Source organism: Actinoallomurus rhizosphaericola, assembly GCF_024055675.1.
Classification (GTDB): Bacteria; Actinomycetota; Actinomycetes; order Streptosporangiales; family Streptosporangiaceae; genus Actinoallomurus; species Actinoallomurus soli.
Genome location: NZ_JAMXMW010000019.1, coordinates 1 through 18776 on the forward strand (window position 1 = coordinate 1; position 18776 = coordinate 18776).

General features: G+C 71.9%; 21 protein-coding genes. 8 read left to right on the top strand and 13 right to left on the bottom strand.

What is annotated here, in order from left to right:
* Positions 1-132: 132 nt before the first annotated feature.
* Together sigJ and NE234_RS33445 are read left to right on the top strand one after the other, a co-directional pair.
* Positions 133-1119 carry an RNA polymerase sigma factor SigJ gene (sigJ, locus tag NE234_RS33440; protein WP_252784890.1) on the top strand — a complete coding sequence of 329 codons (987 nt, stop codon included), beginning with the start codon at positions 133-135 and terminating at the stop codon, positions 1117-1119.
* 31 nt (positions 1120-1150) lie between these two features.
* Positions 1151-1507 (top strand): DoxX family protein, encoded by a 357-nt coding sequence (locus NE234_RS33445; RefSeq protein WP_252784891.1) that lies wholly within the window; start codon positions 1151-1153, stop codon positions 1505-1507.
* A gap of 29 nt (positions 1508-1536) precedes the next feature.
* On the opposite strand, the gene NE234_RS33450 is transcribed toward NE234_RS33445, so the two are convergent.
* Genes NE234_RS33450 through pqqA form a run of 4 tightly spaced genes read right to left on the bottom strand, consistent with a single transcriptional unit; the run spans position 1537 to position 3239 of the window.
* The gene (locus tag NE234_RS33450; protein WP_252784892.1) at positions 1537-2133 is read right to left on the bottom strand and encodes a hypothetical protein; all 597 of its coding nucleotides are present in this window, start codon (positions 2131-2133) and stop codon (positions 1537-1539) included.
* Positions 2111-2245, bottom strand: a complete 135-nt coding sequence (locus NE234_RS44675; protein ID WP_256529861.1) for a hypothetical protein — start codon at positions 2243-2245, stop codon at positions 2111-2113. Before NE234_RS44675 ends, NE234_RS33450 begins: the two co-directional genes overlap by 23 nt.
* On the bottom strand, positions 2242-3111 hold the full coding sequence (gene pqqB / locus NE234_RS33455; RefSeq protein ID WP_252784893.1) for a pyrroloquinoline quinone biosynthesis protein PqqB: 870 nt from the start codon (positions 3109-3111) through the stop codon (positions 2242-2244). The genes NE234_RS44675 and pqqB overlap by 4 nt, the downstream gene beginning before the upstream one ends.
* 5 nt (positions 3112-3116) lie before the next feature.
* Positions 3117-3239 (bottom strand): pyrroloquinoline quinone precursor peptide PqqA, encoded by a 123-nt coding sequence (gene pqqA, locus NE234_RS33460; RefSeq protein ID WP_252784894.1) that lies wholly within the window; start codon positions 3237-3239, stop codon positions 3117-3119.
* 215 nt (positions 3240-3454) lie between these two features.
* Here pqqA and NE234_RS33465 point away from each other — a divergent pair, with 215 nt between their 5' ends.
* Both NE234_RS33465 and NE234_RS33470 read left to right on the top strand, forming a co-directional pair.
* Positions 3455-4147, top strand: a complete 693-nt coding sequence (locus NE234_RS33465; RefSeq protein ID WP_454923407.1) for a sigma-70 family RNA polymerase sigma factor — start codon at positions 3455-3457, stop codon at positions 4145-4147.
* Complete coding sequence (locus tag NE234_RS33470) at positions 4144-5001, top strand: anti-sigma factor family protein (protein ID WP_252784895.1); 858 nt, start codon at positions 4144-4146, stop codon at positions 4999-5001. Before NE234_RS33465 ends, NE234_RS33470 begins: the two co-directional genes overlap by 4 nt.
* A gap of 115 nt (positions 5002-5116) precedes the next feature.
* On the opposite strand, the gene NE234_RS33475 is transcribed toward NE234_RS33470, so the two are convergent.
* The 7 genes from NE234_RS33475 to NE234_RS33505 form a co-directional block, all read right to left on the bottom strand.
* A complete protein-coding gene (locus NE234_RS33475; RefSeq protein WP_252784896.1) occupies positions 5117-5716 on the bottom strand; it encodes a GTP-binding protein in 600 nt (199 codons plus the stop codon).
* Complete coding sequence (locus tag NE234_RS33480) at positions 5697-6149, bottom strand: DUF742 domain-containing protein (RefSeq protein WP_252784897.1); 453 nt, start codon at positions 6147-6149, stop codon at positions 5697-5699. Before NE234_RS33480 ends, NE234_RS33475 begins: the two co-directional genes overlap by 20 nt.
* A 2-nt stretch (positions 6150-6151) precedes the next feature.
* Positions 6152-6565 (bottom strand): roadblock/LC7 domain-containing protein, encoded by a 414-nt coding sequence (locus NE234_RS33485; RefSeq protein WP_252784898.1) that lies wholly within the window; start codon positions 6563-6565, stop codon positions 6152-6154.
* 11 nt (positions 6566-6576) lie between these two features.
* Positions 6577-9069, bottom strand: a complete 2493-nt coding sequence (locus tag NE234_RS33490) for a nitrate- and nitrite sensing domain-containing protein (RefSeq protein WP_252784899.1) — start codon at positions 9067-9069, stop codon at positions 6577-6579.
* A gap of 229 nt (positions 9070-9298) precedes the next feature.
* Positions 9299-10909 (bottom strand): prenyltransferase/squalene oxidase repeat-containing protein, encoded by a 1611-nt coding sequence (locus tag NE234_RS33495; protein ID WP_252784900.1) that lies wholly within the window; start codon positions 10907-10909, stop codon positions 9299-9301.
* Positions 10906-11805, bottom strand: a complete 900-nt coding sequence (locus NE234_RS33500) for a terpene synthase family protein (protein ID WP_252784901.1) — start codon at positions 11803-11805, stop codon at positions 10906-10908. The genes NE234_RS33495 and NE234_RS33500 overlap by 4 nt, the downstream gene beginning before the upstream one ends.
* A 98-nt stretch (positions 11806-11903) precedes the next feature.
* Positions 11904-13268 (bottom strand): cytochrome P450, encoded by a 1365-nt coding sequence (locus NE234_RS33505; protein WP_252784902.1) that lies wholly within the window; start codon positions 13266-13268, stop codon positions 11904-11906.
* A 577-nt stretch (positions 13269-13845) separates the two neighbouring features.
* Here NE234_RS33505 and NE234_RS33510 point away from each other — a divergent pair.
* Entirely contained in the window at positions 13846-14913 is a 1068-nt protein-coding gene (locus tag NE234_RS33510) for a polyprenyl synthetase family protein (protein WP_252784903.1), read from the top strand.
* Between the two features lie 79 nt (positions 14914-14992).
* Here the strand turns inward: NE234_RS33510 and NE234_RS33515 are convergent, their stop codons facing one another.
* Positions 14993-15736, bottom strand: coding sequence for a class I SAM-dependent methyltransferase (locus NE234_RS33515; protein WP_252784904.1), 744 nt, complete (start codon positions 15734-15736; stop codon positions 14993-14995).
* A 181-nt stretch (positions 15737-15917) separates the two neighbouring features.
* On the opposite strand from NE234_RS33515, the gene NE234_RS33520 reads away from it, so the two are divergent.
* The gene (locus NE234_RS33520) at positions 15918-16094 is read left to right on the top strand and encodes a hypothetical protein (RefSeq protein ID WP_252784905.1); all 177 of its coding nucleotides are present in this window, start codon (positions 15918-15920) and stop codon (positions 16092-16094) included.
* Positions 16095-16522: 428 nt separating this feature from the next.
* Here NE234_RS33520 and NE234_RS33525 read toward each other — a convergent pair whose 3' ends face one another.
* Positions 16523-17143 carry a DedA family protein gene (locus NE234_RS33525; RefSeq protein WP_252784906.1) on the bottom strand — a complete coding sequence of 207 codons (621 nt, stop codon included), beginning with the start codon at positions 17141-17143 and terminating at the stop codon, positions 16523-16525.
* A 266-nt stretch (positions 17144-17409) separates the two neighbouring features.
* Here NE234_RS33525 and NE234_RS33530 point away from each other — a divergent pair, with 266 nt between their 5' ends.
* Both NE234_RS33530 and NE234_RS33535 read left to right on the top strand, forming a co-directional pair.
* Positions 17410-17814, top strand: coding sequence for a hypothetical protein (locus tag NE234_RS33530; RefSeq protein WP_252784907.1), 405 nt, complete (start codon positions 17410-17412; stop codon positions 17812-17814).
* The gene (locus tag NE234_RS33535; protein WP_252784908.1) at positions 17756-18553 is read left to right on the top strand and encodes a glycosyltransferase; all 798 of its coding nucleotides are present in this window, start codon (positions 17756-17758) and stop codon (positions 18551-18553) included. The genes NE234_RS33530 and NE234_RS33535 overlap by 59 nt, the downstream gene beginning before the upstream one ends.
* Positions 18554-18776: the final 223 nt, after the last annotated feature.

Consider the following 18776-nt stretch of genomic DNA (forward strand, 5'->3'; position numbering starts at 1 on the left):
TCGCGGGGCTCCGGGTGGCCAAGTTCCTTAAGCCATCGAGTGGTCTCCACCATGACAGCCATGCCCGGAGCCCCAGGGCCCTCCGATCTTACGAACGACCAGAGCAACCACACTTGAAAGGTAGGACCCACCATGTCCCACAGCCCTCCCGACCCCGCACCGGATCCCGCCGCGCGGGATTCGGCCGTGCCGGACGCCGCGGTGCCCGACGCCGCCGCCGCGGCCGAGTGGGCCACACGAGCCTTCGTCGACCACCGCGAACTGCTGTTCTCCGTCGTCTACACGATGCTCGGCAGCGTCGCCGACACCGAGGACGTGCTGCAGGAGACGTGGCTCGCGTGGCACACCCGCAGCCGCGCGTCCGGCGGCGAGCCGATCGCGAACCCGCGCGCCTACCTCGTCCGGGTCGCGGTCAACGGGGCGCTGGCCCGGCAGACGAGTATCAGCCGCCGCCGGGAGGAGTACGTCGGGCCGTGGCTGCCCGAGCCGATCGCGACCGCGCCGGACACGGGCGCCGCCGACGCCGCCGACGGCGTCCTGCGCGCCGAGTCGGTGTCGATGGCGCTGCTCGTGGTGCTGGAGACCCTGTCCCCCCTGGAACGGGCGGTCTTCGTGCTGCACGAGGTCTTCGGCTACTCGCATCCGGAGACGGCCGCCGCCCTCGGCCGCAGCACCTCGGCGATCCGGCAACTGGCGCACCGCGCCCGCGAGCACGTGCACGCCCGCCGCCCCCGTTACGAGGCCGACTCGCGCGTACGGCGTCAGGTGACCGAGCGGTTCATCGCCGCCGTGACCGGCGGCGACATCCAGGCACTCATCCAGGTCCTGTCACCCGACGTGACCCTGTGGGCGGACGGCGGCGGCAAGGCGCGCGCGGCCGGTCCGCGGCCGGTCCGGGGCCGGGAGAGGATCGCCCGCCTGATCGTCGGGGACGCGGCCCGGCATCCCATCCCCGGCCTCACGGTCCGCTACCAGTACGTCAACGGCGATCCGTCGGCGGTGCTGCTGTCGGGCGGCGCGGTCCACGCGGTGGTCGTCCTCGACCTGACCGCCGACGGCACCCAGGTGAGCGGCATCTACACCGTGACCAACCCCGACAAACTCTCCCACCTCGGCTGACCGCCGGGCCCACCGTCTCCAGGAGTCCCCAGTGTTCACCGCCTATGTCGTCGTCGCCGTACTCGCCATCGCGGCCAACGGCTTCTCGGGCGTCGCGGCCATCGCCCACTTCAAGCCGATCCTGCCGCCCATGGCCAGGGCCGGGGTGCCGGAGTCGTGGCTGACGTTCCCGATCGGCACGCTGAAGCTCGCGGGCGCCGTGGGGCTGCTGCTCGGCCTCGTCGGCGTTCCGCTGATCGGCGCCGCCGCCGCGATCGGGCTGATCCTCTACTTCGTCTGCGCCCTCTACACCCACATTCGCGCGAGCGACTACTCGGCCCAGTTCGGCCTGGCCAACGGCTTCCTGGCACTGGCGGTCGCCGTGCTGGCCCTCGACCTGGCGACCTGACGGGCCCCTCGCCGCGTGGATCCGCAGAGTCAGCTTCTTGGTCGTGAACGGCTGAGCTTGGAGCCCGGCCGTTCGCACCTCGTTGCGCTCCCCGTCGCGGCTGGGTGTCGCGTCGGGGTCGCATCTCCCCTCGCCCTGCTGTTGGGGCGGTGGACAAGGTCGGTTTTACCCATTCTGTGGGTCGCCAGGAACTTAAGCTGCCCGGGCTCGCCGGTGAAGGCGATGCTCCGGAGGCGGCCGTGCACCGTCCAGATCGACACGGTCCGGGCGTCCATCTGCCACGATAGGCACCGGTCATCGAACGGCTGGGCGGCATCGGCCCGCACCATGATGGGCTTGGAGACCGCCTTACGACGCCGCCGAGAGTGCTCACCACCCAGCAGACCAGCCGCGATCTGGGCGTGCAGCGTCGTGTATGCGTCGGCGACCTTACGGATCACATGCAACGCGGGCTGCGCCGACAGCCCTCGAGCCTTCAACTCCGCGTACACCAGCTTCTGCAGCTTCTGCCGGGCGAACACGCCACGGGTGAACGCGACCGCCGACACCTCATTCGCCACGGTGTTGCACAGCGACAGGGTCGCCGCCAGTGCCGCCGCCTGCTCAGGCGTCGGCAGCAGCTTCATCTGCACCGCTAGCTTCGCGATCCGTGACGTTATCATTACCATTGGTTGATGTCACGGTGGCGGACGCCAGACCTGAACGTTCGTCGAGGCCGTACTCGGTGGAGGTGCTCACAGCTCGATCACCGTCCTGTCGGGCGCGACCTCGATGCCCAGGGCCGCGAGTGAGGCGTGGGCCGGGGCGGTGGGGTCGACCAGCGGGTTGGTGTTGTTCAGGTGGGTGTACAGGCGGCGCCGGGCCGGCAGCCGTGACAGCGGGCCGGCGGTCCACGTGATCGGCAGGTGACCCATCTGGGTCGCGGTCCGGTCCGAGATCCCCATCCGGCGGGGCTCGTCGTCGTCCCAGAACGTGCCGTCGATGATCACGCAGTCCGCCGACCCGAGGACCTTGTCGAGGGCGGGCGACCAGTCGGCCACGCAGGGCGCGTAGACCGCGGTCCGGTCACCGTCGGCGAGGACGAGGGCCACCGACCACGCGCCGTCGGCGGAGGCGTCGGCGGCGTAGCGCGGCCGCTTGCCCGACACGCGCACGGCCCGCACCGTGACGGCGCCGCCGAGCCGCAGGGGGCGGTCCTCGGGCAGTTCGTGCCAGGCCAGGCGGGTGTACGGGGCCAGGACGTCGTTCAGGCGGAGCCGGTCGGACAGCGCGCCGGCGACCGCGGGCGTCGCGATGACCTCGACGGACGCGGCCTCACGCAGCCGTGCGAGGCCGAGGGTGTGGTCGAGCTCGGCATCCGTGAGGATCACCCCGGCGAGCGGGGTGGCCCGCGAGCCGGGGGCCGGCGTGCCGCAGAACTCGACCTGGTCGGCGATGTCCGGCGTGGCGTTGATGACGAACCATCGGTCGCCGGCGCGGACCGCCGCCGAGGCGTGCCGGCGCCGCCGCTCCGGATGGGAGCGGGCGCCGGCGCACCCCGGGCACGCGCAGTTCCACTGGGGCACGCCACCGCCGGCGGCCGTGCCGAGGATCTGCAGCAGCAACGGTGTTACCTGGTGGAGAGGAAGTACGCGGACGCCTCCATCGACGTCTCGACGATCTCGTAGTCCGGCTTCCTCCAGGTGGTCTGCTCGCCACCCCGCCGGTTCCCCTTGCCGTGGATGTCTGCCATCGTCACCATCCCTTCGATCGATCGGTGCCTCCGGCGGAGATCGTCACCTGCCCTTGGTAGGACGGGTAAGCCTCCGAGTCAAGACATTCCCGGCCGCCTTGTGGCCCAGCACATCCGCTTGAACCCCGCGCTGGGCGGATCCGTACCCCCTGGTGTCCGCCGGCACCGGAACACGGGAGGGACACGATGAAGCCGCACCCGCGAAGGCGCGCCTCATGGGTCCGCACGTCCACCGAGGCGCCGGCGTACGCGGCGGCACGCTCCCGGCCCGGCCGCCGCCGGGTCTATCGTTGATCACCGCGTTCCCGACCGCCCGGAGCACCCCCGCCATGGCCCTTCCCGGAGCGCGCGGCAGGACGAAGGCACGGACCTGGTTGCGCGCGCTGCGCCCGGTGACCGATGCCGGCGACGAGCTGATCATCGCTCGCCTGTACGAGGAGTACCGCGGCCCGCTGCTCGCCTTCGTGATCCGGCAGACCGGCGGTGACCTGCAGTGGGCGGAGGACATCGTGCAGGAGACGATGATCCGCGCCTGGCGCAACCTCGACCAGCTGGACGCGGACGCGGCCAGCCTGATGCCTTGGCTGGCGACGGTCGCCCGCCGTATCGTCATCGACGAGAGGCGCCGCCGGGGAGCACGGCCCCAGGAGGCGGGCGAGGCCCCTCTGGAAGGGCTCCAGTCCCCGGACGGCATGGAGGATCTACTGCGCGGCGTGGTCGTATCCGAGGCGTTGCAGGCGCTCAGCCCCGCGCACCGCGAGGTGCTCACCGAGACCGTGCTGCGCGATCGCACGGTCAACGAGGCCGCCGAGGTGCTCGGCATCCCCGTCGGCACGGTCAAGTCCCGGGTCTACTACGCCCTTCGGGCGCTGCGCGTCGTCCTCGACGAGATGGGGGTGACGCCGTGACCGAGGATGGGCCCGTTCGGCACACCGACGTCGGAGCGTACGCCCTCGGACTGCTCGAGGAGGACGACCGGCGGGCCTTCGAGGCGCACCTGGCCGGCTGCCCCGCGTGCTCGGCCGAGGTGGCCGACCTGACCCGTCTGCGGGAGCTGCTGATCGCCGCCCGACCCGCGCCCACGACGACCGAGCCCGGCACGACCGAGCGTGGCGCCGTCGGCTCCGGCACGGCGGAGACCGACTCCGTCGCCGGGCGCGGCACGGCGGGAGCAGGCCAGGCCGGGGGCACGGACGATGTCCGGGGCTCGGCGGAGGTCGCGAGTCCGGCGGACGCCGGAGGCTCGGCGGACGTCGCGAGTCTGCTGCGCCGGCGGCGAGTGGCCGCGCGACGCCGGCGCCGGGGAACCGCGATCCTGGGCGCGGCGGCCGGTCTGGCGCTGCTGGCGGGCGGGGCCACCCTCGGCGCCGCCCTCGCCGGGCACGGCGACGGAACGATCACGGCGCACGGCCACCCGAACATGCCCGCGGACCTCCTCGGATGGGGCGAGACGCACCGTGCCGCGAACCCCCGTACCGGGGCGAGCGGCATCGTGGCGCTGGAGGTGAAGGCCTGGGGCACGCACGTCGCCCTCGACCTCGGCGGCATCAGGGGCCCGCTCACCTGCCGGCTCATCGCGGTCGACCGGTCCGGGCAGCGGCACGTGGTGACCGAGTGGGCCGTGCCGCCCAAGGGCTACGGCGTCGCCGGCTCGCCCGACCACCTGCAGGTCCACGGCGGTACGGCCGTCCAGCGCCGGGACCTGGACAGGTTCGACGTGGAGGTGGAGGGCGGCGGCGTCCTCCTGAGCATCCCGGTCTGACCCGGAATCCCGGTCTGACCGGGGCTTTCCCGTCCGGCCGCGGAAGGCGCCGACGGCCGGAGCGGTGCGCGCCCGGTCCGTTCGGAGCGGCCGCTCCGGGGCCGGCGGCGCGGGCCTACACCTCGACGGGCCGCTTCTCCCGGCGCGTCTTCATGGCGTGCCGGACGAGCGTCACCAGGACGTCTTTGCAGGACTCCTTGTCGCGCGCGTCGCACAGCACGATCGGCACCTGCTCCCCGAGGTTGAGCGCCATCTCCACCTCGTCCAGCTGGAACCGCCGGGCCCCCTCGAAGCAGTTCACCGCGACGATGAACGGCGTGCCGCGCCGTTCGAAGTAGTCGACCGCGGGGAAACAGTCGGCCAGCCGCCGGGTGTCGGCGAGGACGACCGCGCCGAGCGCCCCGAGCGTGATCTCGTCCCACATGAACCAGAACCTCTCCTGCCCGGGGGTGCCGAAGAGGTAGAGGACGAACTCGTCCTTGATCGTGATGCGCCCGAAGTCCATGGCCACCGTGGTCGTGGACTTGGCCTCCACACCCTCGACGTCGTCGACGCCGACGCTCTTGTCGGTGAGGAGCTCCTCGGTCCGCAGGGGCTTGGTCTCGGAGACGGTCCCGACCAGGGTCGTCTTCCCTACGCCGAAACCGCCGGCGACCACTATCTTGGTCGCCTTCGGCAGCCTCCGGCCCCGTCGGTCAAAGCGCCTTGAGTCCATCGATCACCGCCAGGTACAGGTCGTCGTCGTCCGCCAGCTCGGCCTCCGTCTGCGGGTCCTCGACCGTGATGAGGCCCTTGGCGAGCAGGTCTCCGAGCAGGACGCGGACGGTGACGGTCGGAAGGTTCAGGTGCCCGGCGATCTCGGCCACCGACATCGGCTCCTCACAGAGCCGGACGACGGCCTGATGCTCGGGGTCGAGGCCGAGCTCCGGGGCCGCCGGCAGCCCCGTCGCCACGACCATCGTGATGAGGTCGAAGGTGCCGCGGACCGGTTCCGTACGGCCGCGGGTCATGACGTACGGGCGGACGAGCGGCCCGGCCTGCTCGTCGAGCCACCGTTCGTGTGACTCCTCCCCGTCCACGATCACTCCCTCGGGCTCGGCGTCGGGCAGATCCCTGGATACGTCCTCCGGCTCCTGCGAGTCGCTCATCGTCACGGCACCGAGTCCGCGGTACGGGACGCGGCGGTCAGGTGGTGACCGAGCCCGGTGACGAGCATCTCCATCTCGTAGGCGATCAGACCGATGTCGGCCTCCTCGCTGCTGAGCACGGCGAGACAGGCGCCCTGGCCGGCGACGGTGACCAGGAGGTACGCCTTGCGCATCTCCACGATCGTCTGCAGCACGGGGCCGCCGTCGAACCGCTCGCCCACGCCCTTGGCCAGGGACTGGATACCGGCGGCCACCGCGGACAGGTGCTCGGCGTCGTCCTGGTCGAAGTCCTTCGACGCGGCCATCAGCAGGCCGTCGGCGGACAGGACGATCGCGTGTCTGGCCTCCTTGACGCGCCCGACGAGGTCGTCGAGCAGCCAGGCCAGTTCGGCGGGAGGTTCTGTCTTCTGCGCCACTAGTAGTCCTTCTACGCTTCGTCGTCTGCGGTCGGAGCGGTCTCGGTGCGGGACTCCGGGTGCGACTTGGCCGCGTCGGCCCGGCCGCGCCGGGTGCCAGCCTGGAGGCCGCTGAGGGACCTGCGGACGTTCTCGGGTGACCGGCCACCGCCGGCGTTCCTGTCCTCGTCCTCGGCCGTGGCGGGCGGTCCGTCCGTCCGCAGGGGAGCGGCGATGCTCGCCTGGGGAACGCGGATCGGCAGGCCGGAGGGCGTGAGCGAGCCCTCGGCCGAGGGTGCGGTCTCGCCGGGTTCGTCGTCCGGCGTCGTGTCGGGGATGTCCCGTGGTGGCGAGGGGAATGCCGTCACGGGCGCCACCGTCCGTCCGGCCGGGGTTCCGCCCGGACGGCGGATGGGGCTCTTCCGCCGTCTCCGGGGGAACCCTTCCGGGGTCTTCTCCTGCGGCTCGTCTGCGGGCCCGGTGCTGTGTTCGTCATGGGAACCGTGGGATTCGTCAGGGAACGGGTCGGGCGGGGTGGCGGTCGCCACGGCCGTGGTGGTGGCCGCGGGCGCGGCGCCGATCGCCGCGGGCCGGCTCTCGGCCACGGCGCGGGCACCCCTCTTGGGGGCCGTGTCATCGGGTGCGGTCTCACTGATCAGCTCGCGGGGGATCAGCACCACCGCGGTGGTCCCGCCGTAGGACGAGTGCTTGAGCGAGACGCGCACGTCATAGCGTTCGGCCAGCCGGCCGACGACGTACAGGCCGAGGTGGACCGAGCTCGACAGGTTGAACTCGGGCGGGTCGCTGATCCGGTCGTTCAGGGAGGCCAGCAGCTCGTCGGTCATGCCGAGACCGTGGTCCTCGACCTCGACCACGTAGCCCTTGGCGACCCTGCGGCCGCTGACCTCCACCTGCGTGTACGGCGGGGAGTAGGACAGCGCGTTCTCGATCAGCTCGGCGAGCAGGTGGACGATGTCGCCGACGGACCGGCCGGCCAGTGAGACGTCGCCGATGGTGGAGGCGACGGTCACCCGCGTGTAGTCCTCGACCTCGGCCACCGCGGACCGTACGACGTCGATCATCGGGACCGGGTACCGCCAGCCGCGGGCGGGGGTCGCGCCGGACAGGACGATGAGGTTTTCGGCGTTGCGCCGCATCCGGGTGGCGAGGTGGTCGACGCGGAACAGCTCCTCCAGGTCCTTGGGGTCGTCCCTGCGGCGTTCCATCTCGTCGAGGAGGGTGAGCTGCCGGTGGACGAGCGCCTGGGAGCGCCGCGCGAGGCTGAGCAGGATGTCGCGGAAGCCGCGCCGCAGCTCGGCCTGCTCGACCGCGGTGCGGATCGCGGTCTCCTGCACGGAGTTGAACGCGCGGCCGACCTGGCCGATCTCGTCGGTGCCGAAGGACAGCGGCGGCGCCTCGGCCGCGACGTCGACGTTCTCGCCGTGGCCGAGGCGTTCGACGACGCTCGGCAGCCGCGTGTCGGCCAGCTCGCGCGCCGCGTTGCGCAGCTTCTCCAACTGCCGCAGCAGCGCCCGCGTGGTGGTGATGGAGACGACGATGGAGGCGATGACGGCCGCGAGGCCGAGGCCGCCGGCCAGGGCGAGCCGGGCGACGACGCCGATCGCGATGGGCTGCGCCCGCTTGACCAGCCGGCTGCCGCCGCCGAACACCGCCTTTGACAATTGTGCCAACGCGGGGTCGGCGGTGGCCCGCCATTGGGCCGCGGTGATCGGGAGACGTCTGCCCGCCTTGGCCTTCGTCAGGAGGGTCTGCTCGGTCGTTTCGAAAGCGCGGACGTCGGCGCCATTGGCCGCCAGGTCATAAGAGGTACGATCGGCGGATCCCAGTTTCGTGAGGACTTCGGCGAAGGCGTGACGCCGGGCGCCGATGAGCTGGACGAGTTGCACGTAATCCGCGGTCGTGAAGCGCTTGGTCGCGAGCATTCCGGACAATGCCGCGTCCTCTTGCGAGAGCACCTCTCGTGCCCGGTTGAGCTCGACGAGGGTCCGGACGTCCCTGGCGAAGTCCTTGTCGTCGAGGGTCGCGAGCGAGTCGTTGATGTCGAAGATCGCGTCGACGGCGCCGTCGTAGGCCGTGGCGGCGGCGGATCGGTCGATCAGGCCGGAGTCGATCGCCGCGCGGCTGGTGGCGAGCCCGTTGAACCGCGCGATGCCCGCGTCGATCGCCCGCTTGAGCGCCGGGCTCTGGGCGAACTTCACGTTGCCGCCGCGGGCCAGCCGCTCGAATTTGGCGATGGCCTGGTCGGTGCGAGCGCGCTGTTCCTGAAGCGCGGTGCGCTGCTGCGGGCGGGGATCGGAGATCCGGATCAGCGACAGGCGGCGTTCCATCTGGAGTTCGGGCTGCAACGCGTCGAGAGGTTCCGCGACCCCGGTGTTGATCACGGAGACCCAGAGAAGGTTCACCCCTTCGCGCAAGGTCACCCAGGCCGCGAACGCCCAGAGGGCGACCAGTGACAGCAGCAGAGCGGTGATCTTCGTTCGAAGACGCGAGTTACGGAAACGCATTGTGCCCGCCCTGCGCTGACGAAGGAATCAGTATTCTGTTCATCTGGGATTTCGTGACGTGAATCGATTTATTGGGGTATTCTGCAGTCCGCCGCGCACTGGCGTCGCGCACCGCGCATGTCGCCGCACCCTCTGGCGATGTTGGACTCTATCAACGGTCGCCATACCTATTCAAGGCGACAAGTGGCGAAAGCGGCGTGAATAGCCCGGTTTGGGGGGATTTCGGGGCTCACTCGCCCTCTCGGCCGGATGGCAGTGGCAGCCGTTCATGCAGGTGGAGAGCCGCCAATGTGGCGGAGCGCACAATGCCGAGCGGCAGATAGAGGTCCTTGTCGTGCCAGAGCGGCGGATCGTCCGGGCCGGCCGGAGATCTGCGCAGACGCTCACATCCCCGGGCGGCCGCCCGGAGGCGCGCCGTGTCCGGCCCGGCGTCCATCCGCGAACCGCGTGTCAGCAGGAGGATCTGCACCGCGTACGCCGTCTCCTCGGCGGTGCCGGTCCAGTGGCCCCAGGAGCCGTCCGCCCGCTGCGTCCCGACGACCCAGCGGACGGCCCGGTCGACGGCGTCCGCCGACTCCGGGCCGCCGAAGTCGTGCAGGGCCAGCGCGCAACAGAAGGTCGCGTAGTACGGCGACACGTGCCAGCGGTCGTCCCAGTGCCCGTCGTCGCGCTGACGGTCGCGCAGCCAGGCCGACACCTTGGCGATCGTGCCGTCGTATCGTGCCACGGACCCGTCGTCCCGCTGCGCGCTCCGGCGGTACCCCCCGAACGCCTCGAGCACGTGCGCGTTCGTGGTGACCGACTCGCCGTCCTCGCCGGGCCAGGTGCAGAAGTGGGCGTCCAGTTCGAACGCCCAGAGCGGATCGGGCCGCCGCGGCGCGCCGGCGAGCGCGAGCGCGTACAGCGCCCCCGCCGTCGTGTCGGCGTCCACCGGCAGGCCCGCCGCCGCCGCCGTTCCCGCAGGACCGACCGCCGCATCCAGATCCGCCACCAGGACCGGAGGCACGTCGACCGGAACGCCCGCGCGCCTCAGCCCGCCGAGCACCCAGGCGCGTTCGAAGACGGTGATCGGCAGTCCGCAGGGCACCGGCCCGCCCTGCCGCGCCGCGGCCGTCTCCAGAAAACGCAGGGCCGGAGCGCCTGCGGAGTCCGGCCGCGGGCCGCCGAGCCAGGCGGCCGTGGCGGCGGGGGAGGCCCCGACCGTCCCCGTCGTCTCCGGCCGTACCGCGGGGTGGCGCCAGACGGCGTCACCGCCGGCCTCGAGAACGTGCAGCAGCTTCGGCGGCGGTGCCGCACCGGAGGCGAGGAGGGCCCGGACCGAGGCCAGTGCCGCGCCGGTCAGGCCTTCGGGGAGGCGCAGCCGCCCGGTGCCCGGCCACGGGACCGCACCGGCGTCCAGGTGGTCGTTGATCGCGTCGACGAGACCGGGGACGATGAGCTCGATCGCCGGCAGGTCGGGCAGGCCGGCCCTCGTCAGAGCCCCGGACCCGTGCGTCCACGCGAACAGCGGGCGCAGCCCCGCGAGCGCCGCACCGGTGGTGGCGGCGCCTCTGCGGGCCTCGCGGAGGAGCGCCTCGGTCGCGCTGAGCGTCGGGACCAAGGCGTACCCGGGGTCGGGGGCGCCCCACCCGCCGTCCGGGCGCTGGGCGGCCAGGAGATGCCGGACCCGCTCCGTGTGCCCGGTCAGCCAGGGTGCCAGCGTGACCAGCCGTCCGGTCTCGTAGGCCGACGCGGAGACCTGTCCCCACGGCTCGCCGAGAAGGCCGGCGACCAGCGCACCGGCCTCGGCCTCGACCCCGGGAGGGGAGACCGGGTCCCCGAGGGGCTCGGCGGGCCTCACCGGTCGCCCCAGTAGTCGGCCGTCCCGTAGAAGCCGATGCTGTATCCGAGCTGCCGCCGCAGGTACGCCGCCTCACGGGGGAGATCGTCCTCGAGCGGCGCGATGAGCCGCTCGCAGCGGTCGGCGAGCTCGTCGGCCCGCCGGGTGATCTCCTCCCGCCCCGCAGCGAGCATCAGGCTGTTCAGGTCGCCCCAGGCGACATCCCGATCGTAGGTCGCCAGGTCGTTCACCAGTCGCAGCGCGCGCTGCACCTCCTCGCCGGCGGCCGCGAGCGGCCGCAGCCGCTCCAGCGTGTCCACGGTCTCGCCCGCGATCCAGTGGGAGACGTTGACGAGGTGCGAACCGAAGTTGTCGGCGTTGGCGAGGTACTCCTCCACGGTCGGGAGCGCGGACCGCTCTCCCCGGGCGGCCGCCGCCTTCCAGCTCCACTCGCGCGCGCTCGCCTCCACGTACCTGCGCAGGGCGTCGCGCCAGGCCGGGGCGAGGGCCGGCCACACCGCACTGGCCGTCAGTTCCGCGCGGATGCTCGCGAGCAGACGTTCCAGGGGCACGTTCCCGGCGGCGCCCTCCGCGACGGCCGTGCATCCTTCCGCGAAGGCGTCGATCTCCTCCGGGGACGTCGCGACGTGATCGACGAGCCAGTCGGCGGCGAACGCCCACAGGGCCGTCCGCGCGGCGATCCTGATCCGGCCGGCGTCGGCCCAGGGCGATCCGAAGGCGTTCGCGAGGGCGACACCGCTGAACACGGTCGGCCCGAACGGGTCGGGCGGGAACAGGTCCGGATACGCGGCCGCGCACTCCTGCAGGTCGCGCAGGCACTCGGTGGCGAGTGCGCAGGTCCGTCCGTGCTCCGCCGCCGCCTCACGCTCGTCGCGGCCCGCCAGGGGAATCGCCATGCCTGCCCTTCTGTCGTGGGACGTCCGTACGAGGGGACATGCGTACGGACCGGTGCGAGTGAGGAACACGGGGGCGACCGCGCGCCCGGGCGCTCCCGTCAGATCGGCCGGAGCGTCAGTTCGACGTCGCGGCGCGGCCGGAGTGTCGGCCCGATCCGGGGCCGGGCGGGGACCGCGCTGCAGGAGGCCGGCCGGAACCGGCGCAGCAGCCCGGCGACGATCAGTTCGGACTCGGTGTTGAAGACGTGCATCCCGATGCACTGGTGGGGACCGCCCCCGAACGGGAAGTACGCGTAGCGGTGCCGCCGCCGCCCGCCGGGAGTCCGGCCGGCCGCGAACCGGTCCGGGTCGAAGGCCCGCGGCCGGTCCCAGAACCGTTCGAGCCGGTGCGTCAGGAACGGGCTGAGCAGCACGGTCTCCCCGGCTTCGATCGGCACCGCGCCGAGACTGGTGGGGGTGACCGCTCTCCGGGGGAACAGCCAGCCGACCGGGTACAGGCGCAGGACCTCCTGGATCACCTGCCGGGTGTAGGTGAGGTCGGGCAGGTGTTCGGCCCGGACGGGGTCGCGGCCCACGACCCGGTCGATCTCCTCGTACAGCCGGGCCGCCACCCGCGGATGGCCGTCGAGGAGCGGCCACAGCCAGGTGAGCGCGCCGACCGTCGTCTCCGTGGCCGTGGCGAACATCGCGACGAGGTTGTCGCGGATCCAGCGTTCGGAGACCTCACCGCCGTCGGCCTTCCGCGCGTGGCAGAGCGCGGAGAAGAAGTCGGGCGAGTCGTCCTTCACCCCCCGTTGCCGGCGGATCAGGGGCAGGAGCACGTCGTCGATCCGCTGGACGGCGTCCTTGAAGGCCCGGTCGCCCGGAACGGGAATCGACTCGGGCAGGAACGGCAGGAGGAACCGGAACGCCACCGCCTTGGCGACCTTGTCGAAGGCCGGGGCGAGTCGGGCGTTGGCGGCGGGGGAGATCTTGTCGCCGAAGAAGACCCGCAGGACGGTGCGGTTGACGATCCTGGCCATCTCCCGCGTCGCGTCGATGGGCCGCCCGTCCCGCGCCGGTCCGGCCAGCGGTTCGATCGCCTCGTTGATCGTCTCGGCCATTCTGCCGGTCACCGAATGGATGTGCCGGGTCGTGAGGACGGGCTGAAGGGCTTTTCGGCTGAGCTCCCAATCAGGGCCCTCGCCGAGAACACTGTCGCCGAAAAGACGGTGGAGAGGCCGCCACGCGACGCCTTCCCGGCGGTAATTCTCCGCATTCTCGCGCAGAATCTGCTGCACGTGGTCCGGATGGGTCGCCAGATAGGCCTTGAAGATCCCGAAGTCGACGCGGACGAGCTCGCCCGAGAAGCGGCCGAGCCGCTCGATCTCCGCCATCGGGTCGCGGACCAGGGCGGGGATGGAACGATAGAGCCGGACGCTGGGGGTCGTTCGCGGCGGATCGGTGTCGACGACGGCGGACATCGATTGCTCACCTGTTCCCGGTTCGGATTGGTGCGAGGGATCCGTGCCCGGTGCGCCACCGGGCCGATGGTGCTGGTCTTGACGGATGTGGCAAGAATCCTTGTCGAGGACAGTTGCACTGGACGTGCGAGATGGACGGGTATAGGGCGGGGGGGCGCGACTGACTATCGGGAGTATTGCATAAGTAGTCGGCAGAAGGGAGATATGTGACGCACGCTACGTTTGTCCGCTTATGGCCGTATACGCTCTGTATCCATCGCCCCGAGACGGCGGGACGGGCCGGTCGCGCGACCCGTGGCAGGGGTCGGCGGGAGGCCCGGCCGGGAGGGCCGAGGCGGCCGCACCCGTGACCAGCGGCGCTCCCCGGCGGGTGACGCGACGTCCCGGAACGACCGGGGGGGTGGGGAGGGGGAGCGGTCGGCGGTGCGGCGTGGCGTTACCGCGGATTCCCACGGGCTGCGGTCGTCACGATGCGTTGTGTGATTCTTTTCTCCCCGAATGTCGGGTTTGGGACCATTGCTCACGTGGGAACGCGTACCTTCGTCGATCTTCGTCCTGGTCGCGGAGCGGAGACCCCATGACCCTTGATCCGTCCTCGCCCGCGGAGGCCGAAGAGCGTGCCGCCGAGGTGCTCTCCCGCTGGGCTTCGCCGGCCGGGCCCGCGCTGCGGGCGGCGGTCGAGACGCTGCATCCCTGGCCCGCCCGGATGGCGGCGTACTCCTTCGGCTGGGCCGACCGCGACGGACGGCCGGTCGACCCGGGCGCGGCCGCCGACGGGAAGGGGCTCCGCCCCGCACTCGTCCTGCTGTGCGCCGGGGCGGCCGGCGCGCCCGTCGAATCCGCGCTGACCGGCGCGGTCGCCGTCGAGCTGGTGCACGCGTTCTCCCTCGTGCACGACGACATCATGGACGGCGACGAGCACCGCCGGCACCGCGCGTCGGTATGGCGCGCCCACGGGATCGGGCCCGCGATCCTGGCCGGTGACGCGCTCCTCGCCCTGGCCGTGGCGACGCTCGCCCGTGCGCCGGGGCCCGGCGCGGCGGCCGCCCTGGAGCGGCTGTCGGCCACGCTCATCGAACTCGTGCACGGTCAGGCCGAGGACATCGCGTTCGAGGGCCGGCCGTGGACCGGGCCGGACGCGGTCACCGTCGAGGAGTACGTGGCGATGGCGGAGGCCAAGACGGGGTCGCTGCTCGGCTGCGCCGCGGCCGTCGGATGCCTGCTCGGCGGAGGATCACCGGAGCGGGCGGAGAGGATGGCGGTCATGGGCCGGCAGGCCGGCCTGGCGTTCCAGGTGACCGACGACCTGCTCGGCATCTGGGGCGATCCCGCCGTGACCGGCAAGCCGGCGTCGAGCGACCTGCGGCGCGGCAAGAAGACCCTGCCCGTCCTGGCCGCGCTGCAGGCCGGTACGCCGGCCGCCCGGAGACTGGGCGAGGCGCTCGCGGCACCGCTCACCGGCGAGGAGGAGGTCGAACGGGCGCGGGCCCTGATCGAGGCCGCCGGCGGGCGGCGGAGCGCACGAGAACTCGCCGGCGCCTGTCTGGGCCGGGCGCTGGACGTCCTTCACGCCGAAGGCGCGAGCGGCCCGGCCGCCGAGGATCTCGCCGTGCTCCTCCGCTTCCTCGTCGAGCGGGCCCGCTGACCAGGGCGACCCGCAAATGATCTACAACGTAAAGGCGGCGGCCCGCGGCGACTGACCGAGGACCGCCGCCCCGTCCGGGTCAGGCCCCGGCGCGACGCGCGGAGAACTCCAGGCGCACGTAGTCGACCACCGGCTCGGGCAGTTCCGCCGCGACGGCACGTACGAAGTCCCGGTGCTCGGAGGCCGGCAGCCGGTCGAGTTGCGCACCGAGGACCACGGTGGCCAGGTAGCTCTCGAGCTGCTCGCCCGCCTCGAGCCGGGCCGGGTCCGGCACCAGGGCGACCTCGACCTCGGTGAAGCCGGCCGCCTCCAGGCGTCGCCGCGTCTCCTCCGCCCCGGCGAAGTACCACGGCGCGGGCTCCTCCCCGGTGACCTTCGCCAGGGCGGCGCGCACCCGCGCGACGTTGCCCCGTCCGCCGCAGTCGGCGACGAACCGCGCTCCCGGCCGGAGCGCCCGCGCGATGTTCGTGAACAGCGCGTCGTGGTCGTGGATCCAGTGGAAGGTCGCGACGCTGAACGCCGCGTCGGCGTCCGTGATCGGCAACGGCTCGGTCAGGTCGGCCTGGAGCACGTCGACCCGGTCGAGACGGTCTGCGAGCTTGGTGCGGAGCCGCTCCAGCATCCGTGTGGACCCGTCGACCGCGATGACGCGTCCCCGCGGCAGCAGGTCGAGCAGTGCCGCGGTGTCGCGGCCGGTGCCGCAACCGGCCTCCAGGACCGTCTCGTCGCCGGAGAGCGGCAGTCGCTCGAGAGTGCGCCGGCCCCAGCGCAGGTGCGGCAGCGGGAGGGCGTCATAGGCCGTGGCGTCCCATTCTCTGATCAAGGTGATCACCCCTTCTCGCCGATCACCTTAGCCCTTATCTCACATGACAAGAAGAATCGTCTCACATTTTGAGCAGAGCAGTGGATGGCTTGCCAATGCGAAAAGTGATGGCTTGACTACATAGTGTGCAAACTCCGTGCTGCCCGCGTAGCCGTCATCTCGCCTTCCGGGCTCAGCGCACATGAACGACGACCTCTCCCGTGCGCTGCAGGAGTTCCGCAAGGTCCTGGCGTTGCCGACCGTCGGGCGCGCGAGCCGCTGTGGGGACCTCGCGGAGCTGCGGCGGCTGATCGAGACCTACCCCGACGAGGCACGCGCGATCCTGCGGGAGGTCATCGGCGACTCGCCGGTCCGATGACCCCGGCGCTCAGAAGCCGGCGCCGCCGCCGTCATCGTGCCCCTTCGTCTCGGGGTTGCCGCCGGCCCGTGTCCTGCCACGGGAATGGGGCGCGGTCGGGTTCGACCCACCCGGTCCTGGCCTGTGAGGGGGCCGGCGTCGCCCGATGACCAGTGATGAGGCCGACCGCCTGTCGGCGTCGGACGGCGTAAATGTTGACCGGGGCCCGTCCGTCGGCGCTCAGCCGACGGGTACCTGTGCCGCGTCGAGGGCGACCGGCCCGCCATCTGACCCCGACGACCATCCCGACATCTTGGCCGACCTCCTGGCCCACGTGCCGGCCGCCGCCATCGCCTGGATGGCCGAGCCGACCGAACTGCCCCGCCGCGCGATGGGCGGATTGGACGGGCCCGGCGTTCCTCGGCGTGGCCTGCCGCTGACGCGCCGTCTCAGATCGAGCGGCCGGTGGCCTGGCCCGTACGGCGTCGCCGGCGGACGAAGATGATGACGGCGACGACCGCGGCCACGGCGACGATGGCGGCGATGGCGTAACTGGGGCCGTGGAAGGCGTCGGCGACGCGCTGCCAGTTGCGTCCGACGGCGTAGCCGGCGATTCCGAGCGCCGCGGTCCACGGGATGCAGCCGGCCAGCGTGTAGACGCCGAACCGGCCCGGTGACATGCGGGCGAACCCGGCCGGCAGGGAGATGAAGGTCCGCACGACGGGCAACAGCCGTCCGAAGAAGACCGCCTTGCCGCCGTACCGGTCGAACCAGCGGGCGGCCCTGTCGATGTCCTCCTCCTTCAGCCAGACGTACCGGCCCCAGCGGCGGAGCGCGGCCTGGCCGCCGTACCGCCCGACGGCCCAGGCGACGTAACTGCCGGCGACGTTCCCTGCGGTGCCGCTCAGGATCATCAGGGTGAGATCCGGGCTGCTTCCCGGGACGGCACCGGCCGCCAGCGCACCGGCGAACAGCATGATCAGCTCGGACGGCACGGGGATGCAGGCGGACTCGGCGGCCATCAACAAGAAGACGGCGACGTATCCGAAGTTGGCGATGAAGTGCTGCATTGCCCTCGTTTCACCTGCCGATCCGTCCAGACCGGCGTCTTATGTTGAATGACTATCTGAATAGTACTATCGCGATAGTAGTTACGCTCACGGACGAAGGTGGTGGGACCGCTTGCCTCTGGGACCCGATGTGACCGTCGTCGTGATCGTCTACAACGACGCGGGTCGGCTCGCCCGCGCGGTCCGCTCGGTGCTGGATCAGTCGCTGCCGGGAGTCGGTCGTCATCGTTGACGACGCGAGCACGGACGCGACGCCGGAGGTGACCGTGGCTGAGACCCGCGACGTCTTCATCGTCTGCAACAACGTCGAAGAGCTCGGCGGCCTGCAGCGCTGGGCGCACGACATCGGCCGGATGTTCGCGGCCCGTGGTCACCGCGTGCACCTCGTCGGCATCACGCACGCCGAACATCCCCACGACTACGGCCGCGACCTGCCGTACACCGTCACCGTGCTGCACGAACGCGCCCTGCCGCCGGCCCGCGGGCCGGTCGGAGCGCGCCTGCGGAGAGTGCGTCATCAGCTGAGGGTCCGGCGCAGGCGCCGCACGCCTCAGCGCGCTGTTCCGCACCGCGAGCCCGGGCGGCGTCGTCATCGCGGCGCAGGTCTGGGCCATGGAGTGGGTGGCGCGCGCCGACACCGCGGGCATGCCGGTGATCGGCATGAGCCATGAGTCCTACGAGGCGACCCGCCGGTCCTCGCGGTACAAGCGGGTGAAGCGCCACTTCGCCGGCGCCGACCTCCTGCTCGCGCTCACCGACGCCGACGCGGACGCGTGGGCCTTCGACGACATGTCCAACGCCGGCGCGCTGCCGAACCCCCTGCACGTCACCCCGCGTACGGTCTCGCCGCGCACCGAACCGGTCGTCGTCCGGCACGGACGCCTGGCCTTCGAGAAGGGCCAGGACATGCTGCTGGAAGCGTGGGCCGAAGTCGCAGCGCGCCACCCGTCCTGGCGGCTGCGCCTGTACGGCTCCGGGCCCGAGGAGGCGGCGCTGCGCGCCCAGGCCGTCGAACTCGGCGTGTCCGGCAGCGTGGAGTTCGCCGGCCCGACCTCCGACATCGAGGGCGCCCTGACCGGCGCGTCGATCTTCGCGCTGTCCTCGCGCGAGGAGGGCTTCCCCATGTCGATCATCGAGCCGATGGCGTACGGGCTGCCCACGGTCGCCTTCGACTGCGCGCCGGGCGTTCGCGAACTGCTCACCGACGGCCACGACGGACTGATCGTCGCACCCGGCAACACGACGGAACTCGCCGCCGCCCTCGACCGCCTGATCAGCGACCCCGGCCTGCAGGACACCCTGGCCGAGGCGGCCCGCGAGTCGGTCCGGCGCTACGAACCCGATACCGTCCTCGACCGCTGGGAACGGCAGTTCGCCCTCCTTACCGGCGGGCGGGCACCGCGCGGATGACCGGTGGCGTGGCGCGCCGGAGTCCTGTCGGCCGCCGGCCTGCTCGCGTTCGGTGTCGCGGTCGCCGCCTACACGATGACCGTGCTGGTCCATCCCCCCGCGGGATCGTTCACCGAGTGTTCACAATTCCGACGATCTTCTATCCGCGTGTAGAAGATAAACCTGTGCCCTTGGTGAACCCGAGGTCATAGGTATGCCGCAACCGATCAGCGATCCATGTCGA